The sequence below is a fragment of the Paraburkholderia nodosa genome (assembly GCF_001718195.1).
Classification (GTDB): domain Bacteria; phylum Pseudomonadota; class Gammaproteobacteria; order Burkholderiales; family Burkholderiaceae; genus Paraburkholderia; species Paraburkholderia nodosa_A.
Map to the genome: position 1 here is coordinate 23,955 of NZ_MCNV01000016.1, position 19,746 is coordinate 43,700.

18 protein-coding genes are annotated in these 19,746 nt (G+C 56.9%); 11 read left to right on the forward strand and 7 right to left on the reverse strand.

Annotated elements, in window-relative coordinates; genetic code table 11:
* Positions 1–30: 30 nt before the first annotated feature.
* The 3 genes from BFD71_RS24530 (at position 31) to BFD71_RS24540 (ending at position 2,964) form a co-directional block, all read left to right on the forward strand.
* Positions 31–912, forward strand: a complete 882-nt coding sequence (locus BFD71_RS24530) for an RNA polymerase sigma-70 factor (RefSeq protein ID WP_069266923.1) — start codon at positions 31–33, stop codon at positions 910–912.
* A gap of 147 nt (positions 913–1,059) precedes the next feature.
* Positions 1,060–2,070: a LysR family transcriptional regulator gene (locus tag BFD71_RS24535; RefSeq protein ID WP_069266924.1), complete on the forward strand. Its 1,011-nt coding sequence runs from the start codon at positions 1,060–1,062 to the stop codon at positions 2,068–2,070.
* A gap of 381 nt (positions 2,071–2,451) precedes the next feature.
* Positions 2,452–2,964: an Ohr family peroxiredoxin gene (locus BFD71_RS24540; protein ID WP_069266925.1), complete on the forward strand. Its 513-nt coding sequence runs from the start codon at positions 2,452–2,454 to the stop codon at positions 2,962–2,964.
* 25 nt (positions 2,965–2,989) lie between these two features.
* Here the strand turns inward: BFD71_RS24540 and BFD71_RS24545 are convergent, their stop codons facing one another.
* Positions 2,990–3,988: a bestrophin family protein gene (locus tag BFD71_RS24545; RefSeq protein ID WP_069266926.1), complete on the reverse strand. Its 999-nt coding sequence runs from the start codon at positions 3,986–3,988 to the stop codon at positions 2,990–2,992.
* A 319-nt stretch (positions 3,989–4,307) separates the two neighbouring features.
* Here BFD71_RS24545 and BFD71_RS24550 point away from each other — a divergent pair, with 319 nt between their 5' ends.
* The 3 genes from BFD71_RS24550 to BFD71_RS24560 all read left to right on the forward strand — a co-directional run bounded on the left by BFD71_RS24550 (position 4,308) and on the right by BFD71_RS24560 (position 6,853).
* Positions 4,308–4,787 carry a carboxymuconolactone decarboxylase family protein gene (locus tag BFD71_RS24550; RefSeq protein WP_069266927.1) on the forward strand — a complete coding sequence of 160 codons (480 nt, stop codon included), beginning with the start codon at positions 4,308–4,310 and terminating at the stop codon, positions 4,785–4,787.
* A gap of 62 nt (positions 4,788–4,849) precedes the next feature.
* On the forward strand, positions 4,850–5,257 hold the full coding sequence (locus tag BFD71_RS24555; RefSeq protein WP_069266928.1) for a cupin domain-containing protein: 408 nt from the start codon (positions 4,850–4,852) through the stop codon (positions 5,255–5,257).
* 390 nt (positions 5,258–5,647) lie between these two features.
* Positions 5,648–6,853 carry an NAD(P)/FAD-dependent oxidoreductase gene (locus tag BFD71_RS24560; protein ID WP_069266929.1) on the forward strand — a complete coding sequence of 402 codons (1,206 nt, stop codon included), beginning with the start codon at positions 5,648–5,650 and terminating at the stop codon, positions 6,851–6,853.
* A 308-nt stretch (positions 6,854–7,161) separates the two neighbouring features.
* Here BFD71_RS24560 and BFD71_RS24565 read toward each other — a convergent pair whose 3' ends face one another.
* Entirely contained in the window at positions 7,162–8,112 is a 951-nt protein-coding gene (locus tag BFD71_RS24565) for a LysR family transcriptional regulator (RefSeq protein WP_083245458.1), read from the reverse strand.
* 105 nt (positions 8,113–8,217) lie between these two features.
* Here BFD71_RS24565 and BFD71_RS24570 point away from each other — a divergent pair, with 105 nt between their 5' ends.
* Positions 8,218–8,967: an SDR family NAD(P)-dependent oxidoreductase gene (locus BFD71_RS24570; RefSeq protein WP_069266930.1), complete on the forward strand. Its 750-nt coding sequence runs from the start codon at positions 8,218–8,220 to the stop codon at positions 8,965–8,967.
* Between the two features lie 18 nt (positions 8,968–8,985).
* On the opposite strand, the gene BFD71_RS24575 is transcribed toward BFD71_RS24570, so the two are convergent.
* The 5 genes from BFD71_RS24575 to BFD71_RS24590 all read right to left on the reverse strand — a co-directional run bounded on the left by BFD71_RS24575 (position 8,986) and on the right by BFD71_RS24590 (position 14,126).
* Complete coding sequence (locus BFD71_RS24575; protein ID WP_069266931.1) at positions 8,986–9,558, reverse strand: YbhB/YbcL family Raf kinase inhibitor-like protein; 573 nt, start codon at positions 9,556–9,558, stop codon at positions 8,986–8,988.
* A 532-nt stretch (positions 9,559–10,090) separates the two neighbouring features.
* Entirely contained in the window at positions 10,091–11,092 is a 1,002-nt protein-coding gene (locus BFD71_RS39385; protein WP_141710793.1) for a VTT domain-containing protein, read from the reverse strand.
* A gap of 223 nt (positions 11,093–11,315) precedes the next feature.
* On the reverse strand, positions 11,316–11,708 hold the full coding sequence (locus tag BFD71_RS39390; RefSeq protein ID WP_083245453.1) for a DUF3331 domain-containing protein: 393 nt from the start codon (positions 11,706–11,708) through the stop codon (positions 11,316–11,318).
* A gap of 192 nt (positions 11,709–11,900) precedes the next feature.
* Positions 11,901–12,632, reverse strand: a complete 732-nt coding sequence (locus BFD71_RS24585; protein ID WP_069266933.1) for a glutathione peroxidase — start codon at positions 12,630–12,632, stop codon at positions 11,901–11,903.
* Between the two features lie 828 nt (positions 12,633–13,460).
* Positions 13,461–14,126 (reverse strand): substrate binding domain-containing protein, encoded by a 666-nt coding sequence (locus tag BFD71_RS24590; protein WP_256094920.1) that lies wholly within the window; start codon positions 14,124–14,126, stop codon positions 13,461–13,463.
* 946 nt (positions 14,127–15,072) lie between these two features.
* Between BFD71_RS24590 and BFD71_RS24595 the strand changes: the two genes are divergently transcribed.
* The 4 genes from BFD71_RS24595 to flgE all read left to right on the forward strand — a co-directional run bounded on the left by BFD71_RS24595 (position 15,073) and on the right by flgE (position 19,647).
* Positions 15,073–15,684 (forward strand): hypothetical protein, encoded by a 612-nt coding sequence (locus BFD71_RS24595; protein ID WP_141710794.1) that lies wholly within the window; start codon positions 15,073–15,075, stop codon positions 15,682–15,684.
* Between the two features lie 295 nt (positions 15,685–15,979).
* Entirely contained in the window at positions 15,980–16,912 is a 933-nt protein-coding gene (locus tag BFD71_RS24600) for an MBL fold metallo-hydrolase (protein WP_069266935.1), read from the forward strand.
* A gap of 873 nt (positions 16,913–17,785) precedes the next feature.
* A complete protein-coding gene (locus tag BFD71_RS40735; protein ID WP_141710795.1) occupies positions 17,786–18,415 on the forward strand; it encodes a hypothetical protein in 630 nt (209 codons plus the stop codon).
* Complete coding sequence (gene flgE, locus BFD71_RS24605; RefSeq protein ID WP_069266936.1) at positions 18,394–19,647, forward strand: flagellar hook protein FlgE; 1,254 nt, start codon at positions 18,394–18,396, stop codon at positions 19,645–19,647. The genes BFD71_RS40735 and flgE overlap by 22 nt, the downstream gene beginning before the upstream one ends.
* Positions 19,648–19,746 lie beyond the last annotated feature (99 nt).

Below are 19,746 nucleotides of genomic sequence, written 5' to 3' on the forward strand. Positions count from 1 at the left end.
CCGAGAAATCCCCTTCAAGGAAGCGTTTTCATGGACCAGAAAGCATGTGTCTTCAGCGAGCTGCGCCCACGATTGCAGAAAATCGCGTATCGAATGCTCGGCTCGGTAGCCGAGGCGGAAGACATTGTGCAAGACCTATGGCTGCGCTGGCAGTCGGCCGACCGCGAGAGCATCGACAACGCGGAAGCTTGGCTAGTCGCGGTCACGACACGCATGTCCATCGACCACCTGCGCGCCGCGAAAATCCGACGCGAACACTACACGGGCATCTGGCTACCGGAACCGGAATTGACAGATTCCCCGACCACGCCAGAACAGGCCAAAGAACGCGCCGATGACGTATCAGTTGCTTTCCTACTGTTGCTCGAGCGCCTCACGCCCGAGGCACGCGCAGCGTTCCTGCTGCGCGAGGTCTTCGACGCGGACTACGCGGAGGTGGCACTGGCCATCGGCAAGAGCGAAGCGGCATGCCGTCAGCTCGTGAGTCGTGCGAAGGTCCAACTGCGCGATGAGCGTCCACGTTATACAGTCTCGCGCGAAACGCATCGGCGCCTGCTGGAGGGGCTCGCGCAGGCGATCGAGCGCGGTGACTTCCACGCAATCAACGCGTTGCTCTCCGAGGACGCCATCCTGATTGGCGATGGCGGCGGCAAGGTGCAGAGCTTCCCGAAGCCGATGGTGGGCGGCAGGCGCATCGCGCAGCTCTTCTATGCGTCTCATTTACGATTTGGCAGCGAAATGCGGCTCAAGCTGGTGCAACTCAACGGCCAATGGGCGCTGCTACGCTATTTCGAAGACCAGCTCGAATCCGCACAGTCGTTCGAAATCAACGGCAATCGCATCGTTTGCATTCATGTGCAGCGCAACCCCGACAAGCTGGCACGTATCGCAGCTGTGCACGGCAACGGCTGATACCATGCGCTGCGCACGCGCACTTGAGAGGCAGTAAGTACCCCGGCCCCCCTATCGCGCCGCTCGTCGATAAATAAATCTGGATTTGCGTCACAAACGAACGCACCCACCCGTCTAGTTGTCAGGAACATTACGACTCTTGCTTCCATGACAGACCATCTTTCGTGCCGCTCGAACGGCGCCGACGATCCGTTGGCCAGCAGTTTCGCGACCAGCTATGCTGGCGTGGTGTCGTTTATCGCAGTCGCGAATGAGGGCAGTTTTGCGCGAGCGGGCGACCGCTTGGGCATTGGGCGCTCATCTGTGAGCCGCAACGTTCAGAAACTTGAGGCTCAACTCGACGCGCGGCTCTTCCTGCGCACGACGCGCAGCACCTCGTTGACGCGCGAAGGCGAGCTCTTTTACGAGAACTGCCAGGCTGGTCTCGCGCGCATCGCTCAGGCACTCGAAGACATGCGGGAGCTGCGCAACGGACCGCCTCGCGGCCATTTGAGCATCGCCTCGACGGCGGCCTTCGGGCGCAGGGTCGTCGCGCCGCTATTGCGGGGCTTTCACGCGCGCTATCCGGATATTTCCTTGGAACTGCTGCTGAACGAACGGCCCGCCGATTTCACTTCGGATCGCGTCGACGTGTCGTTTCGCGATGGACGCATGGAAGACAGCGGCATCGTCGCGCGCCGCTTGATCCCCATGCAAATGATCGTTTGTGCATCGCCCGCGTACGCCCGAATTCACGGCTTGCCTAGCCACGTCGATGAACTGCTCGAGCATCGCCACATCAACCTGCGGACGGCATCGGGGCGCCTCAAGGAGTGGGAATTCAAGGTGGACGGTCTTACGCAGCGGTACCAGCCGACCGCGCGCCATACGTTCAACGACCCGGATCTGGCCTTGCAGGCCGTACTCGACGGACTAGGCCTGGCGCAGTTGCCTGCCTACCAGGTGTGTGAACTACTTCGTGACAGGCGGCTCGTCAGCTGCCTCGCCCAACACGCGCCAGACGACGGTGGCCACTACCTCTGCTTTCTCAGCCGAAAGCAGCTTCCGGCCCGCATTCGGGTGTTCGTTGACTACATGACTGAGCAAACGAGAGCGCTCGATCTCCAGTGTTCGACGCCGCTCACTATTGCGCAGGCAGCCGACCAGCAGCCCGCATGACGACTCCAATGATGTTTTGCAGGAAACACGGTGATTCCTCGCAAAGGCCTACCGGACAACACCGAGCATATGTATGATCGTTCGCGACCAGGCCGTCACCACCTCCCACAGCAGAGAGGCGTCTGCAAACCGATGCATCACGATGCGAATCCGCGCAGTGGGCGCGGAGGCGACCTGTCGAACCACAATCTCACGGAGAATCGTCAGACGATCGTCGGCATTGCGGTACAGAACTTACCGAGGTCAAGACAGTAGTATATAAATTGCGCGAGCGCGATTATTTGGCAATTGCCGCTCGGCCGGCAACGGACGTACCGTGGACGATCATGCGGTTCCAGCAGCGCCCGACCAAGAAACTACCGTGATCGAATTTGGGACCCCATGAGCAATCCTTTGCATCCCCCACCTCTGACCCTGCTCGAGAAGTATCGCGGCAAAGAAGGGCAAACGCTGTATTCAACGACAGTCACCGTTACCGGTGGCACAGCGGGACACGGCCGTGCCTCAGGCATCGCGAGTTCCGACGACGGCCAGTTGGCCGTCGAGCTCCGCCTACCCGAGGAACTGGGCGGACCCGGTGGCGGCACCAACCCGGAGCAGCTTTTCGCCGCGGGCTATGCGGCCTGCTTTCATGGTGCGCTGAGTCTGCTTGCCGCGCGCGCCGGCATTGCGCTCGCCAACACCTCCGTCGACGTCACGGTGCGATTCGGCCGCGATCCCGTTGATGGCTTGTTCGTCCTAACTGCGTACACACGTGTCCGCTTGCCGGGTCTAGAGCGTGAGCTCGCCGAACAGCTCGTTCGCGAAACTGAGCGTTTTACGCCTTACACTAAGATGGCGCGGCAGGGAATCGAAAACGTCGTCGCGCTCGCTGCTCCGGACGACACGGACTGAGACTGCGCGCCGCACATTCCCGGCACTACATCGCGATCGACTCCGCTGCGATATCTTCCGTGTGTTCGCCGAGCAGCGATCGCAGTTCGCGCTCGATCTGCACACATAACGTCGAAATCGGTACGTCGTTCGCGCTTCCTTCAAACGGATTTTCTGTACTCTCGCCGACCTGTTCTAGCGAGGTGTACATCCACGATACTGCGACGCTGCACGGCACGACGAGCCATATCATGTTTCCGTGCATGAAGCCACTCACGCTATCGTTGAGCTTGTCGAATTCGTGCAGCAAGCCAAAAGGAAAGAGCAGGCAAAAGAAGCGGACGAATAACGTGCTCACGGTCGCGTATTGACGCGGATATGGAAAATCCTTCAACCGTTCTGCCTTTGCCTGCAACGCAACGAAATCGCCCAAGGCGCGTTGAAGTTCCAGATAGAACGACAAATTCAGCTTTCCCGCGGTATGAAGCTTCTGCAGGCATGCGCCCTGGGTGTTCAGCAAGGCTGTCGCGGCGTTTGGGGCGTTTAGCGCGAGCGCGGTATCCGACGCTGGTAAATATCTATGCAGCGTCTCCTTGAGGCTCAATTCCCATTCCGGCACCCTGTAGTGACGACGGTATTCGGCATTAAATCCCTTGTTCATGCTCTCCCACACTCGCGGGCTGCGCAACGAATAACGCAACGTAGTGAGCCAGGCTAAATGACGCTCGATCAGCCTGCGGCTGACGATTTCGTCGTCTGGAAAATCGCGGGCGAGCTGCCCCCAGCGCCGGCTCGCGCTCACAATGCCGGTCCAGATGTCCTGCGCGTCCATTGCCCTATTGTAGGTTTGAACGTTCTTGAAGCCGACGATGAACGACGTCGCGGTGCCAAGCAGCACGACGATGGTAAGCGGCACCGATAGCCACTCTATGTTGCAAAACCTGAACAGAATGACAGGCAACGTGCCCCAGATCGCGAGCGCGTAGATTTGTCTCCGGGTCCAGTAAAGAAATTCGGATAACTTATAAGACTTGCCGAGGTGCATATCGTGATCGCCTCGTTACACGGTGAATGAGTGGGCGCATGGATGGTCCGCTCGACGGATGCGCGATGCGTGTGCTTCCCGCACTCTCAAGACGTTCGACACACTCATTTTGTGACATCGAACACGAAATTGCCGTTGGTGTGCAGAGTATGTGGCTGGATGCGTAACCCAATTGGTGTAAGAAAGACAACACTATGGATCCTTACATGCGGCTAGCGCGAGACAGCACACCGACCTACGATTTACTTACGCGCTGATCCTCGGTTGAGGCATCAACCAGTCGCGGAGTCGAAACTCACACCTACTCAAGGGGAAACGCATGACGCAGCGTATCAACTACATCCAGCAGTCACCGGAACTATTCAAGAAGTACATGGAATTCAGCAATCAGTTGAAGGAGAGCGCGATCGAAGAGTCGATTCGCGACCTCATCTCGATACGCGCTTCCCAGATCAACGGTTGTGGCTTCTGCGTCGACATGCACGTAAAGGAAGCTCGCATGCACGGTGAGCGCGAGCTGCGTATCCATCATCTGGCGATCTGGCGTGAATCCACGCTATTCGCACCACGCGAGCGCGCCGCCCTCGCATGGACCGAAGCACTGACACAGCTAGGCGCGCACGGCCTTGCAGACGATATTTACGAGCGCGTGCGTACGCAATTCTCGGAGAAGGAACTCTCGGATCTGACCTTCGATGTGATGGCCATCAACGGCTGGAATCGTGCGAATCTCGCTTTCAGGACCGTGCCGGGATCGGCCGACAAGGCCTTCGGCCTCGACAAGGCCAACCTGGCCTGACTGCTCATACTTTGCTCTCGTCGCGAGCCCGCGTATGCGGGCTGCTCTACTGGAAGCCAATCATGGCTGGTTTCAAACATACCGCAGTCACGGCGCTCATCACTGCACAGGCGTTGATGTGCAGCGTTCAGGCCGCGCCGCCAGAAGCTCGCGTCACGCCTCTCATGACGGTCCCGCTTGAGCACTATCCGGGCAAGGAAGCGTTGATGATCAGCGTCGAATATCCGCCGGGCGCCGCGGATCCGGTGCATCGGCACAATGCATACGGCTTCATCTACGTGCTGGAAGGCACGATCATCATGCAGGTAAGGGGCAAAAAGCAGGTCACACTTTCGCCAGGGCAAACGTTCTATGAAGGCCTGAACGATGTCCATACGATCGGGCGCAACGCGAGCCAAACGGAGCCCGCAAAATTCCTCGTGATGCTGCTGAAAGATAAAGGCGCGCCGGTTCTTGTACCGGCGAAATAAACCAGACGCCTACGTTGCCCCAGGTCGAACGTTCCCGACCCCTAGGAAAACATGGCATTCCATCCGGAAAGTTGTGCCTGGCGAAATCGAGGGAGTTGCCTCTACCGAGCGCCTCGCCGCCGCGCCAATGCGACAGCCACCGGTTAAGTGGTGGCAACGCTCGGTTAGCAGCATTCGCTCCTGCGATTGCGTCAAGCGCTCGGGAGAACCGCGAATGCGGTTGGCGAGACTATAGCTGTGGCAGACAAGAACTGACTGAGACAAAAAGATCGGCTGGCAAATCTTTAGTAGCAAGTGCATGACCGCATCAGGCCAGAAAATACTCGCTTTCGTAATCACGCAATAATCTTCTGCATTCCTATATTTATCCACTCAAGGGAGTAAGCATTCATGCGACTCGTCATTATAGGTGCCGGCTTCGCCGGCATGTACGCTGCGCTTTCCGCAGCTCGTCTGCGCGACATCCAGGGAGTGACTCCCGAAGAACTCGAAATCGCGCTGGTAGCTCCGGAGCCGAAGCTGGTGGTTCGCCCGCGGCTCTACGAACGGAATCCTGAGACCCTCACGGCACCACTGCTGAATGTGCTCAACGCCATCGACGTGGTGTATGTGCAAGGTAGCGTCGAGACGGTTGACACCCAATCCCGCATGATGCAGATCGCATACGGAAAAGACCTGAGCAAGTCGCTCTCTTACGACCGCCTGGTGGTGGCCACCGGCAGTCGACTATTCCGTCCCAACATTCCCGGACTCGCCGAGCACGGCTTCAGCGTCGACTCGCTCGACGATGCGGTTGCCCTCGACAAGCACCTGCACAGCCTCGCCAACCGCCCGCGGTTGAACGGGCGCGACACGGTCGTCGTGGCTGGCGGCGGATTCACTGGCATCGAGGCGGCAACTGAAATGGCGGGCCGTCTGCCCGAGATTCTCGGTAAAGATACCAAGACCCGTGTCATCATCATCGACCGCAACAGTGTGATCGCACCCGACATGGGCGAAGGTCCCCGCCCCCTCATTGACGACGCGCTGCGCAAGCTCGGTGTGGAAACCCGCCTCGACGCCGGCGTCGCCTCTCTCGACGAATCGGGCGTGACATTATCCACCGGCGAACACATCGAGACGGAGACCGTGATCTGGGCAGCAGGCATGCGTGCCGCCCCGCTGACCGCGCAGATTCCGGCCGAACGCGATAATTCTGGCCGACTTCTGGTCGATCGCGATCTGCGCGTACCGGGCGTTCAGGGTGTCTTCGCCACCGGCGATGCCGCCCGTGCCGCCTGCGATGACGACGGCAACTATGCACTGATGTCATGCCAGCACGCGACGCGTATGGGCGCATTTGCCGGCAACAACGCCGCAGCGGAATTGCTTGGCGTTCCGACCAAGCCCTACCAGCAGAAGGCCTACGTCACTTGCCTCGACCTCGGCGAAGCCGGCGCACTGTTCACGCGCGGTTGGGAGCGCAAGGTAGAGATGGTCGGCGATGTCGCAAAAAAGACGAAGCAGGAGATCAACACCGTCTGGATATATCCACCGAAGGCCGAGCGCGCCGCCGCACTCGCGTCGGCCGATCCAGAGCGTGTGACCGATCTCTGAACACCTCGCGAGGATCGAACGCGTTTTCCACGCTGAAAGCGCGATCTGCCAAACATCGCGCTTAGGAGCCCCCAGAGATGAACCAGATGACTTGCAACTCCCAAGAGGAGGCAAACATGAAACTGGATAACACCCGCACCTCGGCAGTCCGCGCCAGACGAGTTGGCGCTATCCAGTTACCAAGTCGAAACATTTAAAACTCGAGCGATGTGGGGTGGACGCCGTCTGCGGCGTCCGCTATAAGTCGAAATGAAAAGGACACGGCTTCCAGCGGTAGGTGGACGCTGGGCTGACAGCGTCGAGCAATATCAGGTCGTCCCCTCGCACTCCTCTTCCAACCCAGCGCCCGCTCGTAGCGGTTCAAACGAGGATACGACGTTCCACGCGGCCAGTTGCGCAGCGACGAAGTCGATAAATACCCGCACACGCATTGGCATATTTCTTCCGAACGCGTGAACTGCGTGAACGGGCACCGATGCTAACGCGCTATCGGGCAGAACCACATGCAACCGCCCCGCTGCAATGTCTTCTCCCACGGCGATCTCCAGAATCTGCGCGATACCTAGTCCATTCAACGCTGCAACCCGCATTGCATCGCCGTTGTCCGCGTCAAACCTCCCTTCGATCGCCATCGACATCCCGTCTCCGAAGACTAGGGGGTACGCACGTCCGTTGAGCCGGTAACGCACATGCTGATGCTCGGCAAGATCCGCGACCACACGCGGCGTACCTCGCTCGCGCAGGTAAGCGGGCGCGGCCACCAGAGCCAGTTGAAGACTGGCGACCCGCAGCGCATGCAAGCTGCTGTCTTCTAGCCAGCCCACTCTTATGACGATGTCGAAGCGATCGCGTATCAGGTCCGCATGGCGATCGCTAACGCTCACGTCCAGCGCGAGTTCCGGGTGACTCGCCATGAGTTTCCGCGTGACGGGGTCGAGCAAAAGGCAGCTCAGCTCCGCAGGCAAGCTCACACGTAGTCGTCCAGTGGCGGCCGCAGGCGAGCGCAGCACTTCGTCCGCACCTTCCAGTCCGCGCATCAGTGGTGCTACGCGCTCATAGTACGCCTGACCCTCCATGGTCAGGACAAAAGCGCGCGTCGAGCGTTGAAACAACCGAACACCCAGTCGCTTTTCGAGCCTCGCGACGCTCTTTGACACGGCTGACGGTGTGGTGCATAACGATTGGGCTGCCATCGTAAACGACCCCGTTTCGACGGAACGAACGAAAGCCGGAAGGCCATTAAATTTTTCGACAGACATGACAAAGCGGAACAAGTGAAATAGCCGATGTGTGACTACATCAGCGTGGCGGCCGTTGCTAAATTTCAGCGGTACGCCAGATCGGCGGAACATCGTGGAGAAAACATGAATCGGCTCGCAAATAAAGTTGCTGTCATCACCGGCGGAAATAGTGGAATCGGACTGGGCACTGCCAAACTACTAGTCGCCGCAGGTGCGAACGTCATCGTTGTGGGGCGCCGAGCAGATGCCGTCCATGCGGCTGTGTCCGAGCTTGGCGACAAAGCACTGGGAGTGACGGGAAATCTCGCAGATCCGAAAACGCATGACGATGTAGCATCACTCGTGTCTCATCGTTTCGGTGGGCTCGACTTTTACTTCGCAAATGCGGGAATCAACACACTCGAGTCGTCGAGCGAAGTTAGCGCTGATTCCTACGACCTGCACTTTGCGACCAACACAAAGGCAATCTTCTTCGGCGTACAAAAAATTGCGCCGTTGATGCGCGATCGCGGTGCCGTCTTGCTGACCAGTTCGATTGCAAGTTACAAAGTGTTTGATGGGCACGCCGTCTACGCAGGCACAAAGGCCGCAATCGAGGCGTTTGCGCGGAGCTGGGCGCTCGAGTTCAAGGCGCGCGGCATTCGAGTGAATGTCATGAGTCCGGGACCAGTCGACACGCCAATACTTTCGAAGCTTGGCGTGGCGGATGCCGAGCGGCCAGCGTTCGAGGCCGCCGTAGCGGGCCGCATTCCGCTCGGGCGCCTCGGACGTCCGGGAGAGCTCGCGCGCGCGGCGCTCTTTCTCATGAGTGACGAGAGCAGCTTCATCAACGGCGTCAATCTGAGAGTCGATGGCGGCATGTCGCTCACGTGATCTCATGAGCAAGACTGCTCAGTTTGCCGGGCTCTGGTACGTTGCGACATAGCGCGCTTTCGCGATGACCTTCCCATGCATCTGAAACGCAACGAGCGCCGGACTCGACTTCGGATCCACATCGATATGGGGCACATCGAGTGCGTAGACAGTAATCACGTAGCGATGCGGCTTGCCTTGCGGCGGACACGGTCCGCCGTACTTCGACTCTCCGAAGTCGGTCAACGTTTCGACGGCGCCAGCCGGCAATAGTTGAGTGTTGCCGGAGGCACCTTTCTCCAGAGAGGCTTGCGATGGGGGTATGTTAGCAACGGCCCAGTGGGTCCAGCCGAGGCCGCCGGTTGGCGCGTCGGGGTCATACATCATCACAGCGAGGCTGCGGGCTCCGGGCGGTATGTGCTTCCATGAAATCCGCGGCGATACGTTTTCGCCGCGGCAGCCGAAACCGCTGTACACCTGCTCTTTTGTGAAGCGGCCCTGATCCAGATCGCTGACTTTCACAGCAAGTGTTTCGGCGAGCGCGATCGCGGGCAGTGTTGCGAGCAGTGTAAAAACACAGACCGCTTTTTGTGTTATGAGAAGAAATCGCATAGCAAACTCCTGTGGATTGGTGAAAGGTCCGACGACACTTCTATCGCACGGTAACGCCAGCGAGAACTACTCGGAAGTGGGATCCACGAAACCACTTTGTTGCTTGGCGCGCAACAAGCGCACCACAATTGCTGGGGGCCACAACTATGTTGGCCGACCGGCCAACATAGTTGTCGCTGACCGGCCGTGCTGCTTGATGCTCTCTAAATCGCTGTGCTAACAATCGCACGTTTGGTCCTTAATGGTCCAAGTTGACGAGAACATCGAGGTCATTCCTTTTCAAAGACGAGCGTGAAATCGCTGTTATGCAAAATGATCACGAGCACTTCCAAGGTTTTACCGGGTCGTGCAGACGTAGCACCTAACATTGACGGTGGAGATTGCTGAAGCCGGGCAGCCTCTCAGCCGCAAGCCGTAGGGGATTCAGCCCCCGATAGCCGTCGCTCGAACGTCGGACAAACGAATTCTGGCGGCGAGCGAGTCGGCGGCGGCTGCCTGTCACTTCGCTAGCAAGCGGTTGACGCATGGCACGTTATCCCGCCATACCTCGCGTTTCCGCTGCAATATACGTGCTGTATATCGCTTCTATTGGGTCAACACTAAATCCCGCCGCGCGCCACGCATCGATCCCACCTGTTAGCGGCAACGCAGTCTGGACGCCAGCGCCTCGTAGGCGCTTCGCCATCCATGCCGCTGATACTTCTCCGGGACATGAGCAATAGATCACCATCGTTCGACGAGTGCCAAATTCGTTGACGATCTCATACGCTCTGCGTTCATCGACATAGATTGAGCCAGGAATGACAAAGGGATCGAGGATGCGTCGCTCATGCGATCTAATGTCGAAGACCACAGGTCGCGGGTCACATGACTGGAGAACATGCAACTCGCCCGCCGTAATCCGAGCAGTTTCAAGAGCTCTTGCGAGCAGTATCCGTCGCAAATAGCGATAAAGAATATAGGACACCAGTCCCACAGCAACCACAACTAACGCCTGCCATCCAAGCTGGGAAAATATCCGAAATATCAAGTCAATTTGTGCAGAAAATAGCGCACCCATAGTCAGCCCAACAAATGCCCAAAGGCAGATCCCGATACAGTCGTAGGATATGAACACACGTAGCCTAACTGCCATAGCGCCACACAACGGCACAGAAACGAGGGACAATCCTGGTAGAAACCGGGCGACGATCATGACACGGACTCCCCAACGCCCGAAGAATCGCTCTGTCTTTCGAACACAGGTCTCTCGGGACATCGACAGCTTACATATTGTTTGAAGTGTGCGCTCACCGTACCGCTTGCCGCCTTGAAACCAGACAAAGTCACCGATCGAACCTCCCACGACAGCTGCTGTCAGCATGATTGAGAAATTCGCCAAAGTCGAAGAAATCGCGTGCGTTGAGATGGCAATGCTCGCACCGATGGTGATTAAAGTCGGGATGGCGGGCAACGGCAAACCAAGTGACGAGCCAAGAACGTTCAAAAAGACTATCAGTGCGCCGTATCGGGAAATTAGTTCATGTGACAACATACTGCGCTCCTTGGATTGCCTACGCACGCACTCTCCTCAGGATGAGTCAAGCCGTTTCTAACTAACGGGCATTGCCCGAGCATCATCCCCTCTACTCAGAGAAGTGTTTCTTAGATAAAAAGCGATATACACAAGATGCCGGCTTAACTCAGTTAATTTAACGACAATGCACAGGCGATCTATTGATGAAAATTACTTGTATCCATCGACCAACGAGACGACCTCAGTTGTCAACGTTTCCGCAAATCATTACTGCCAGTATCATCGCCCTCGCGTTTGCGGGAGTTGGTCGCGAAAATGGCTTAAATACCTCATCACCGCGGCCGATGATTCGTCCGCTAATTGCGCAAACGCCTGCATGACGCGCTACGCCCAGCCGCCATGTTTGATTGCCGAAGCAGCCCAGCGTCGAGTCACTCCAAGCCACCGTTACGGTCGTTGGAGTTGGACGCTCTATCAAACGCACGGACGCGCTCGCCGATGGTCGAGCGCGACCCTTTGAGGTTCGACGATTCACACTGTTTGCTGCGACGCACTCCGGTGTAGTTGGACCGGCATACTCCCTTGCCAACAAGCTGATCGTCCGTAACCAGGGATCGAGTAATAGGGTAGCCATATTAGATCTAGAAAGTCTCTTGTCGAACACGACTCACGAATAGCAGTCGACCTACCTCAACCAGAACGGCGACGAAATGCATGCCACGAGCCTGGCTTTCTTAATGCCTCCGCCAGCACTTCATGGGTGGTATCCCGTCGAGATTGAACGGCTGGAAAAGTTGAATCATGTTGGATTTCGCGGTGTGCTGACTCAGCCCTGCAGGTACAGCTTGAGCGCTTCGGATCCGCCAATATGCCGGCCGTTGATGAATACTTGCGGCGCGGTGGTGCTGCCGGATACTGCACCGAGCACTTTCCCACGGATTTTGTGATCGAGCGGTACATCGACGTAGTCCATCTTGCGATCCGACAGCAACTGTTTCGCCTTAGCGCAATAGGGGCAGCCAACCTTCGAAAACACCACAATCTGGTCTGGACGCAGCGCGTTCGGCGCCGCATAGTTGAGCAGTGTGTCGGCATCCGACACCTTGAAAGGGTCACCCGGTTCGTCAAGCTCGATGAACATCCTATCCACTATGCAGTCCCTTACCAGCATCGAATAGCGCCTGCTGCGCTTGCCGAACCCCAGGTCAGTTTTGTCCACAAGCATGCCCATGCCGTCAGTGAACTCGCCATTGCCATCTGGAATCATCACAATGTTCCCGCATTCCTGGTCCCTAGCCCATTCGTTCATCACGAAGGCGTCATTGACGGACACGCAAAGGACAGCATCCACGCCTGCAGCACGGAACGCGGGAGCCAGCTCATTGAAGCGCGGAAGGTGGGTCGAGGAACACGTAGGGGTGAATGCGCCTGGTAGCGAGAACACAGCAATCGTTTTGGCGTTGAATAGTTCGGCAGTGGTCACGTTCTTCCATGCGTCTTCAACACGCATGCGGAACGTCACGTTCGGAATGCGTTGACCTTCACGGGATTGGGGCATGATGGACTCCATAAGTAGTCACGGTCCGGATTTGGCAACGGCGTCGGACAACTGCGTCGAGGTGGGTAGGGGGAGTAACGTCTGCCCTCCCCCGTACATAGATTCTGCCGCTTATGAGACAAATGTGGCAGCTCAGGCTTTCGAATTCAGTCTCTCAAGAAGGCCAACAGATCCCGGTTCAATTGATCCTTGCGGGTTTGCGGGAAAATACCGTATCTGCGCAATTTCCCGTATGGGCGCCATCACTCAGCAACGCGGAAAATAGGTCGAACAACTTCCCAACATGCAGGGAATGCTCGGCGCACGAACGCGTTTCTCCTCTGCAATCCTCTCGCGGAAATACGCGCTCGAACAAATTGTCGATTTCGACAGCAATCTGCGCGACCCGTGACACCTCCTCTTCGCTGCCTCTCCGGAAAATAGAATTCCGCGGGACATTTCGAAGAATCTCAGAGGGATCCTATCTTCGACCAGTGCATTCGTCGAGCCTATGCCTTTCACGCCACCTATGCCTTCTGAACGAGATACCGGAAGAACCTCGTGCCCTCGTCCGAAAAGCGGTGGACCACCGTGGTTCCGATGAGCCCGCTGCCATCAATCATTACAAAGCTTCATGATCGCGCTCCGAGGTTAGATCTGCATCGGGATCCGGTAAGTGAATTGCACTCGACCGAATGGCTGGACTACTCGCAGCGCGCCCACTGCTTCTATTCGCCGACGACCCATGTAGCGCATCGTAGGCTTACGGTTGGCTACGCAATAGACCAGCAGACCGAACCAACGTGTTGTCCAGACCACAACAATCAACCGGAGACCAGCGGGGGAGCACTAAATTGAACTACTCAAGTCGAGTGCTCTAATTCGCACAGTCATGTAGTCGAGGAGAACACTTACGTGGGGCGGCAATTGCTTGCACATCCGATAGCATGCGTAGTGACCTCTGTCGTCCGGTGCGTATTGAGCTAGACACGCAAGGAGACGCCTTTCACGCAGTAGCACACTTGCCTGATAGGCGGGCAACTGAGCAATGCCCTCCCCGTCCAACACCGATTGCAAGACGAGATCCGGGTCATTGAATGTAAGCAAGGCCCTCGGGACCGTCTTTTGGCTCACCCCGCCCGTCTTGAATTCCCACTCGGCAACGCGACCGGATGCCGTTCGGACATTAATGCAGCGATGGCCGCTAAGCTCATCCACAGTGCGTGGCAAGCCGAGCTCGCGAGCGTAGGCAGCCGATGCGCAAACATGTAGCTGCATGGGTATGAGTTGCCTCGCCACAATTCGAGCGTCATCCATTCGATCATCACAAAACGCGATGTCGATTCGATTTGCGGTAAGGTCCGGGGCGATATCTTGGAGCCAAAAGTCGATCGCTATATCTGGATACTTAGCACGGAAACTAGTTAACAGCGGCCCAACAATTCGGCGGCCAAACCCCGTCGTAGAGCAAATTCGCAAACGTCCACAATGCGGATCACGGTGAAGTACACGCATCACTTCATTTTCCTGGGGCAATCCGGTCGATTTCCTGACGGCAGTTCTCTCGTAGATGAGTTCGCCCTCGCGCGCCAATGAAATACTTTGTGTCGACCTCGAAAATAGCCTAGCATTCGGCCGCGCCCCCCGCTCCCGCAATTTTCGACTCGCCGAGGCGGGTCGACTCGAAATCCGTCACTGGCCTTCGAGAACCTACCTTCCTTCACGACGGCAGGGTATTCAATGATGCCAAGATAGCTGCTAGTGAAACTGCAGGCGAGTGAGCCTTGGCCGGCCGCGGCTCGGAGGGACATTTTCCTCTGGACAAGAGAAAGTCCCATAGAGCATGCGCATCGTCGATATGAGCGGTGATTCGCTCCAAATCGACGACGTCCCGCGCGATGCGGCAACAAATCACCAAGGCGAAACCTCACCGAAAGGTCGGAACTACGTGCACCCGACGAATAGGTAACGTAGACGTGCTGTGTGAATGTCATCGTCGTTTCAACGCCAAGATACCGACAGGTAGTTGGAGGGAATCATAGTGTTGTCCTCTCGACAACAGTGCCGTTTGCCATTGTCGATGAATTTTGGTAGCAAGACCCGCATTCGGTAGCCGGTAGAGAACCGGTCGAAACGTATATCAACCCTCCTAATGGCTGGTCCATGACCTATTCTTCTATATCGCCATTTTCCTGCCAGCTAAAGCATAGCTGTGGCATCTAAGTGCGGCAGAGTCAGGATATGCAGCGGTATATAAGACGGTGTGGAGGTCAAGTTTGTGACAGCAAGGTCAGTATTCTTCCTGACCCGCCGTGCGTGGCGGCTCATGTTTTTGATTTGACGAGTACAGTTGTGCCAACCACGCCAAGCGACCTAATTTGGTGTGCCAACGGTAGCGGCTACTGACTAGATGTAGCTAGCATCCAGTGAAGGGCGGGTCATCTCGAAAGGAGATATCGCAATGCGAAGAACAGCAGTGTCAATTGAATGTCAAGCGTGCTGCGCCTACGGCGACGAGATGCTCGTCGGGACTTCCGTCGTCTCTTCGATGGGACTAGAAATCGACCAACGCTACTGGCCGAATTGCATCCATCGTGAGCAACAGCATTCCACCCGGCACCAGTGGGCTTTCGAGCTGTCTTTCAACGCTGGACTTTACGAGTTGCAGGACGAAGATTTCCAGTCGGCGGTTTCTTACTTCTCTCTAAGCTTGCAGCATTCTTACGAATTTTATCTTCGTGCCGCGGCGTATCAAGATGGAATCAATAAGGAGCGTTTCGATACGGCGTGGAGAATTCTATCTGATCGTCCAGACCTACAGTTCGAAGCCTATGTAATTTATTACCGTGCGGCGTTCGGGTTCGCCCCGGACCAATTGTCTGACGTCCATAGGGTGATGCGCCAGACAATCGCGGAAGACACCGTGGTCTTGACACGTGCGGAGGTTGTTTCATTGGCCCAGTTGGTTCTGAATGCGCTTCAACTGGCTACGGCAGACGCGAGGCATGCATTTCCCGAAGGGTTTCAGCGCGTCAAGGATGAACATACCACTGAAGCAATACCCAGGGTCTAGCTGCATCTTTCCTGTGCGAACGAGGATGTACCGGACGCGCGCCTGATGTCGGAAGACCGGCACATCGGGACCACCGGCTATAGCCGACAGTTTCTGTCGATCTCTGTTCGTCGTCGATTGTTGCCGTTCGGACAACATGATGGATGCATTCGCGATGCTACCGGTGCTCGCCTCTCTGCCTACAATCTTTCACACGGCTCGAAACGCGAGCAAAACGAAGCGCGCGGAACTCGCCGCCGTGCTCGTGTACCGCGCCGGTGCGGAGTGCCCCACTTAATGAACAGGAGTATTGAAGATGAGCGAAACAACTCGCAATTTGCAACCGGTTATCGCCAAGCTCGGCAAGGAAGGTTCAGGCGAGCTCGTGCCTTCCCGCTACGCCGTGCGCGTGGGTGACGTCGACGTCGTGCTGATCAGCGATGGCATTCTGCCGCTTCCGACCTCAACCATGTCCACCAACGTGAGCGAAGCGGACCGCAACGAATGGTTCGACGGTCGCTTCCTGCAACGCGACATGTTCGACTGGGCGCTTAATATTGCGCTCGTGCGCAGCGGCGAACGCCTGATCCTGATCGACTCGGGTGTGGGCGACGGTTTCGAATACTTCACGCGTGCAGGTCGGTCGGTGATGCGCCTGGAATCGGCTGGCATCGACCTGGCTGCGATCACCGATATCGTGATTACGCATATGCACATGGATCACGTCGGCGGACTGAACGTTGATGGCGTTAAGTCCAAGCTGCGCCCGGACGTGCGCATTCACGTATCTGCGGCCGAAGTGGAATTCTGGAAAAATCCGGACTTCAGCAAGACGGTGATGCCGGAAGCCGTTCCTCCCGCGCTCCGCAAAGCGGCTGCGAAGTTCACGGAACTCTACAGCGAAAACATCATGCAGTTCGATCAGACCGTCGAAGTCGCAACGGGCGTGTCGGCGCGCGTAACGGGTGGGCACACGCCGGGGCATTGCGTCGTAGACGTCGCATCGAACGGCGAGAAGCTGACGTTCGCAGGTGACGCGATTTTCGAAGTCGGCTTCGAGAATCCCGAATGGCAAAATGGCTTTGAGCACGAACCTGAAGTAGCTATGGACGTGCGCATCGCGTTGCTCAACGAAGCGGCTGAGACCGGCGCTCTGCTGGCAGCAGCACATATCGCGTTTCCGTCCATCGGTCACATTGCAAAAAACGGCGACGGCTTTCGTTTTGTGCCGGTGCTGTGGGACTACTGATCATCGACTAACAACCGATGGCAATTCTCAGAAGAGAATAAAAATAAGGCAATCTCTTCGCAATCCTGCTCGTACCTAGATTCTGGCTCTGAGTTGACGACTCTATTTCCGGTTCAAGTGAAATAAAGTCGTCAATTAGCATATGCAGGAACGAATGTGTCAACTCACCTTCGCTTCCGATTCCCATAAAATCCTGGTCTAAGGTGCGATTCTGTGTACGTGACGCAGCCGAACAGCTCCGCCATGAGCACGGCAGCCTCGCTTGGCATCAGGTTCCGTGGCGGCTGGTATCTCGCACGCCCTTCGACAAGATCTCCGTTGACGACAGCGCATCGGATCTGATCGACCAGCCAGCAGCGCATTTGTCGAAGTTTGCGCATGCGCCGATTCCGCGCCTGATTGACCACGAACGCGGCTGGCGCGGGCGACATCGCTGTGTCGCGGCGATGTCACTCGCGGCAGTTGATCGTCGCCCAAAATGACGTCGACGTACTCCCCCCTCGAGTCAAGCTACTCCAGACATCCAGCAATGGCTCGCGCTTCAGGTCCGATCTCGCCACAGATGATGAATGCCGTGCACGCGGGCTTTCGCCTTTTCCAACTTTGCATTTCAGAAGCACCGACGCAGCTTGCCAACGCGGGAAATCAGGGCGCTTTAAGCGGCCTTTTCAGTTTCCACTCTCGCGCATGCTCCCTTGATGGCCAACCCGAAGAGTACGCGTTAGGCCTACTCAGTTCAATTAGCCAATGGCTAACATCGAGTTAGCCATTTGGTGTATTCCAATGGTTTAGGGGTGCACGCATACTGGCCACGGCCGGACGACCACGTGCGCAAGCAGGTATCCGGTGAGAATTAGCGCTAATGCGTATTTTATGAAATTCGCTTCGCCAGCAAGTTTTGCCGTAGTTCGCTACGCGGGGACTCCTGTGATTGATGATTCTGGTTCGACGTTGATTGCCAGCGTACCGACGCAGTTCTTTAGGTCGGCGGCGAACAAGTCAACGCCAAATCCTGGACGACGTCCACACTATTTGCTACGCCAACCGCACGATGAGGAAGGCGGGCCGTCCTGGGAAGGTTTCGACTCGCTTCGTCTGTGCATCAACAACTGGAACTTCGACTTCGAAGGCCCGCTATTTGCTATCCCGGACGAGGTCAGGGGCGCATATCTTCGCGACCTGACATTGTCCGTTACGTGTGACGATCTGGGCAACTACCCGATCAGAACAACGAGTTATTTGTACAGCAAGGAAAGCGCATTCATTGGGGTCATCGATTTACGTTACTTCGGCGAAAACATGCGGCGCACCCATCGCTTCAATCTCGCGGCGCATCGGCTCCCGGTTTCAACGCGTATGTCTGTTCGATTTTCGGTGGACGGCGGTGGTGCGCCGACCATCCCTACCCCTCCCTCCATCACGAGTGTAGCGGTCGCTCTCACGATAAGCGGCTCTTTCCAACACGACCAAGCAAGGACCATATGGGATACCAACAAGCGCTGAGTGGTCTCGCGGCGGCGTCCGACGACCTGGGTGTCATCGGGAACAATATTGCCAACGCCAACACCGTCGGCTTCAAGCAATCGACTGCGCAATTCGCGGATATGTATGCCAATGCGTTTGCGACATCCGTCAACAATCAGGTCGGCATTGGAACGCAGCTTTCCGAGGTTCAGCAGAACTTCAGCAATGGCAATATCACCTCGACCGGATTGCCATTGGACGTAGCAATCAACGGCAACGGCTTCTTCCTGCTTTCGAACAACGGCGCGACGACGTATTCTAGAAATGGAGTATTTCATCTGGACCCGAGTGGCGCGATTGAAAATGCCCAAGGTCAGAAGTTAATGGGTTATGGAGTCGATGCCAACGGGAACATCGTCAGGGGAGCTATCGGCCCCATCGTCATCTCTAACGCGGACCTCCCGCCGACTGCAACTACGACCATTCAGGCGTCGTATAATCTGAACTCCGGAGACAGCAACGTCGCGAACGCTACGTTCAGTCCGAGCGATCCGTCCAGTTACACGACCAGCCAGCAGGTCAACCCCTACGACTCGCTTGGCGACGACCAGCAGCCGGTCACTTTTTATTTCGCGAAGACAGCAACGGGTTCGTGGAATGTCTACGGCACCTACGGTGCAACTGGTACCCCGGTTGGGCCAGGCGCGAATGGCCTCCTGGGAACGGTCACGTTCAATAGTTCCGGGCAGATTACCTCGCCGAGTCCCGCAACATTTGCAATCAGCATCCCCAACGCTGCGGACAATGGCGCGACGACACAGAATCTCACGCTCGATTTGACCGGAACGACACAGTACGGCGCCAAGGACGGCGTCACCAATCTCGCCCTAGACGGCAACCCCGCCTGTCAGCTCACCGGATTCACGGTCGGGTCGGACGGCGTGTTGACTGGCACCTATTCGAGCGATAGGTATACGAGTACCCAGACACGCAATCTTGGACAGATCGTACTCGCAACGTTCAACAACCCAAACGGCCTCGTCGACCTTGGCGGAAACGCCTACGCGCAAACCAATGAATCGGGTGCGGCTCAGATTTCGACGCCTGGTTCGACGACGCACGGCACACTTCAAGGCGGTGCGGTGGAGGAATCGAACGTCGAACTCACGAACCAGCTCGTCGATCTCATCACCGCGCAACGCAATTACCAGGCGAACGCGCAGACCATTAAGACGCAGCAAAACGTGGATCAGGCACTCTTCAATCTCTGATTGAGCAATACGCGGCGAGAAATCGCAAGTCCTTACGCCTGACGTCTTCGCCGAATGTGAAGCGAGCCTGGCAGCAGGAATTGCGATTCCGCGCCCGTG

What these genes read in the sequence shown, in the direction of transcription:
- BFD71_RS24530 (WP_069266923.1), top strand. Translation starts at nt 31, where the DNA reads ATGGACCAGAAAGCATGTGTCTTCAGCGAGCTGCGCCCACGATTGCAG.
- BFD71_RS24535 (WP_069266924.1), top strand. Translation starts at nt 1,060, where the DNA reads ATGACAGACCATCTTTCGTGCCGCTCGAACGGCGCCGACGATCCGTTG.
- BFD71_RS24540 (WP_069266925.1), top strand. Translation starts at nt 2,452, where the DNA reads ATGAGCAATCCTTTGCATCCCCCACCTCTGACCCTGCTCGAGAAGTAT.
- BFD71_RS24545 (WP_069266926.1), bottom strand. Translation starts at nt 3,988, where the DNA reads ATGCACCTCGGCAAGTCTTATAAGTTATCCGAATTTCTTTACTGGACC.
- BFD71_RS24550 (WP_069266927.1), top strand. Translation starts at nt 4,308, where the DNA reads ATGACGCAGCGTATCAACTACATCCAGCAGTCACCGGAACTATTCAAG.
- BFD71_RS24555 (WP_069266928.1), top strand. Translation starts at nt 4,850, where the DNA reads ATGGCTGGTTTCAAACATACCGCAGTCACGGCGCTCATCACTGCACAG.
- BFD71_RS24560 (WP_069266929.1), top strand. Translation starts at nt 5,648, where the DNA reads ATGCGACTCGTCATTATAGGTGCCGGCTTCGCCGGCATGTACGCTGCG.
- BFD71_RS24565 (WP_083245458.1), bottom strand. Translation starts at nt 8,112, where the DNA reads ATGTCTGTCGAAAAATTTAATGGCCTTCCGGCTTTCGTTCGTTCCGTC.
- BFD71_RS24570 (WP_069266930.1), top strand. Translation starts at nt 8,218, where the DNA reads ATGAATCGGCTCGCAAATAAAGTTGCTGTCATCACCGGCGGAAATAGT.
- BFD71_RS24575 (WP_069266931.1), bottom strand. Translation starts at nt 9,558, where the DNA reads ATGCGATTTCTTCTCATAACACAAAAAGCGGTCTGTGTTTTTACACTG.
- BFD71_RS39385 (WP_141710793.1), bottom strand. Translation starts at nt 11,092, where the DNA reads ATGTTGTCACATGAACTAATTTCCCGATACGGCGCACTGATAGTCTTT.
- BFD71_RS39390 (WP_083245453.1), bottom strand. Translation starts at nt 11,708, where the DNA reads ATGGCTACCCTATTACTCGATCCCTGGTTACGGACGATCAGCTTGTTG.
- BFD71_RS24585 (WP_069266933.1), bottom strand. Translation starts at nt 12,632, where the DNA reads ATGCCCCAATCCCGTGAAGGTCAACGCATTCCGAACGTGACGTTCCGC.
- BFD71_RS24590 (WP_256094920.1), bottom strand. Translation starts at nt 14,126, where the DNA reads ATGCGTGTACTTCACCGTGATCCGCATTGTGGACGTTTGCGAATTTGC.
- BFD71_RS24595 (WP_141710794.1), top strand. Translation starts at nt 15,073, where the DNA reads ATGCGAAGAACAGCAGTGTCAATTGAATGTCAAGCGTGCTGCGCCTAC.
- BFD71_RS24600 (WP_069266935.1), top strand. Translation starts at nt 15,980, where the DNA reads ATGAGCGAAACAACTCGCAATTTGCAACCGGTTATCGCCAAGCTCGGC.
- BFD71_RS40735 (WP_141710795.1), top strand. Translation starts at nt 17,786, where the DNA reads ATGAAATTCGCTTCGCCAGCAAGTTTTGCCGTAGTTCGCTACGCGGGG.
- flgE (WP_069266936.1), top strand. Translation starts at nt 18,394, where the DNA reads ATGGGATACCAACAAGCGCTGAGTGGTCTCGCGGCGGCGTCCGACGAC.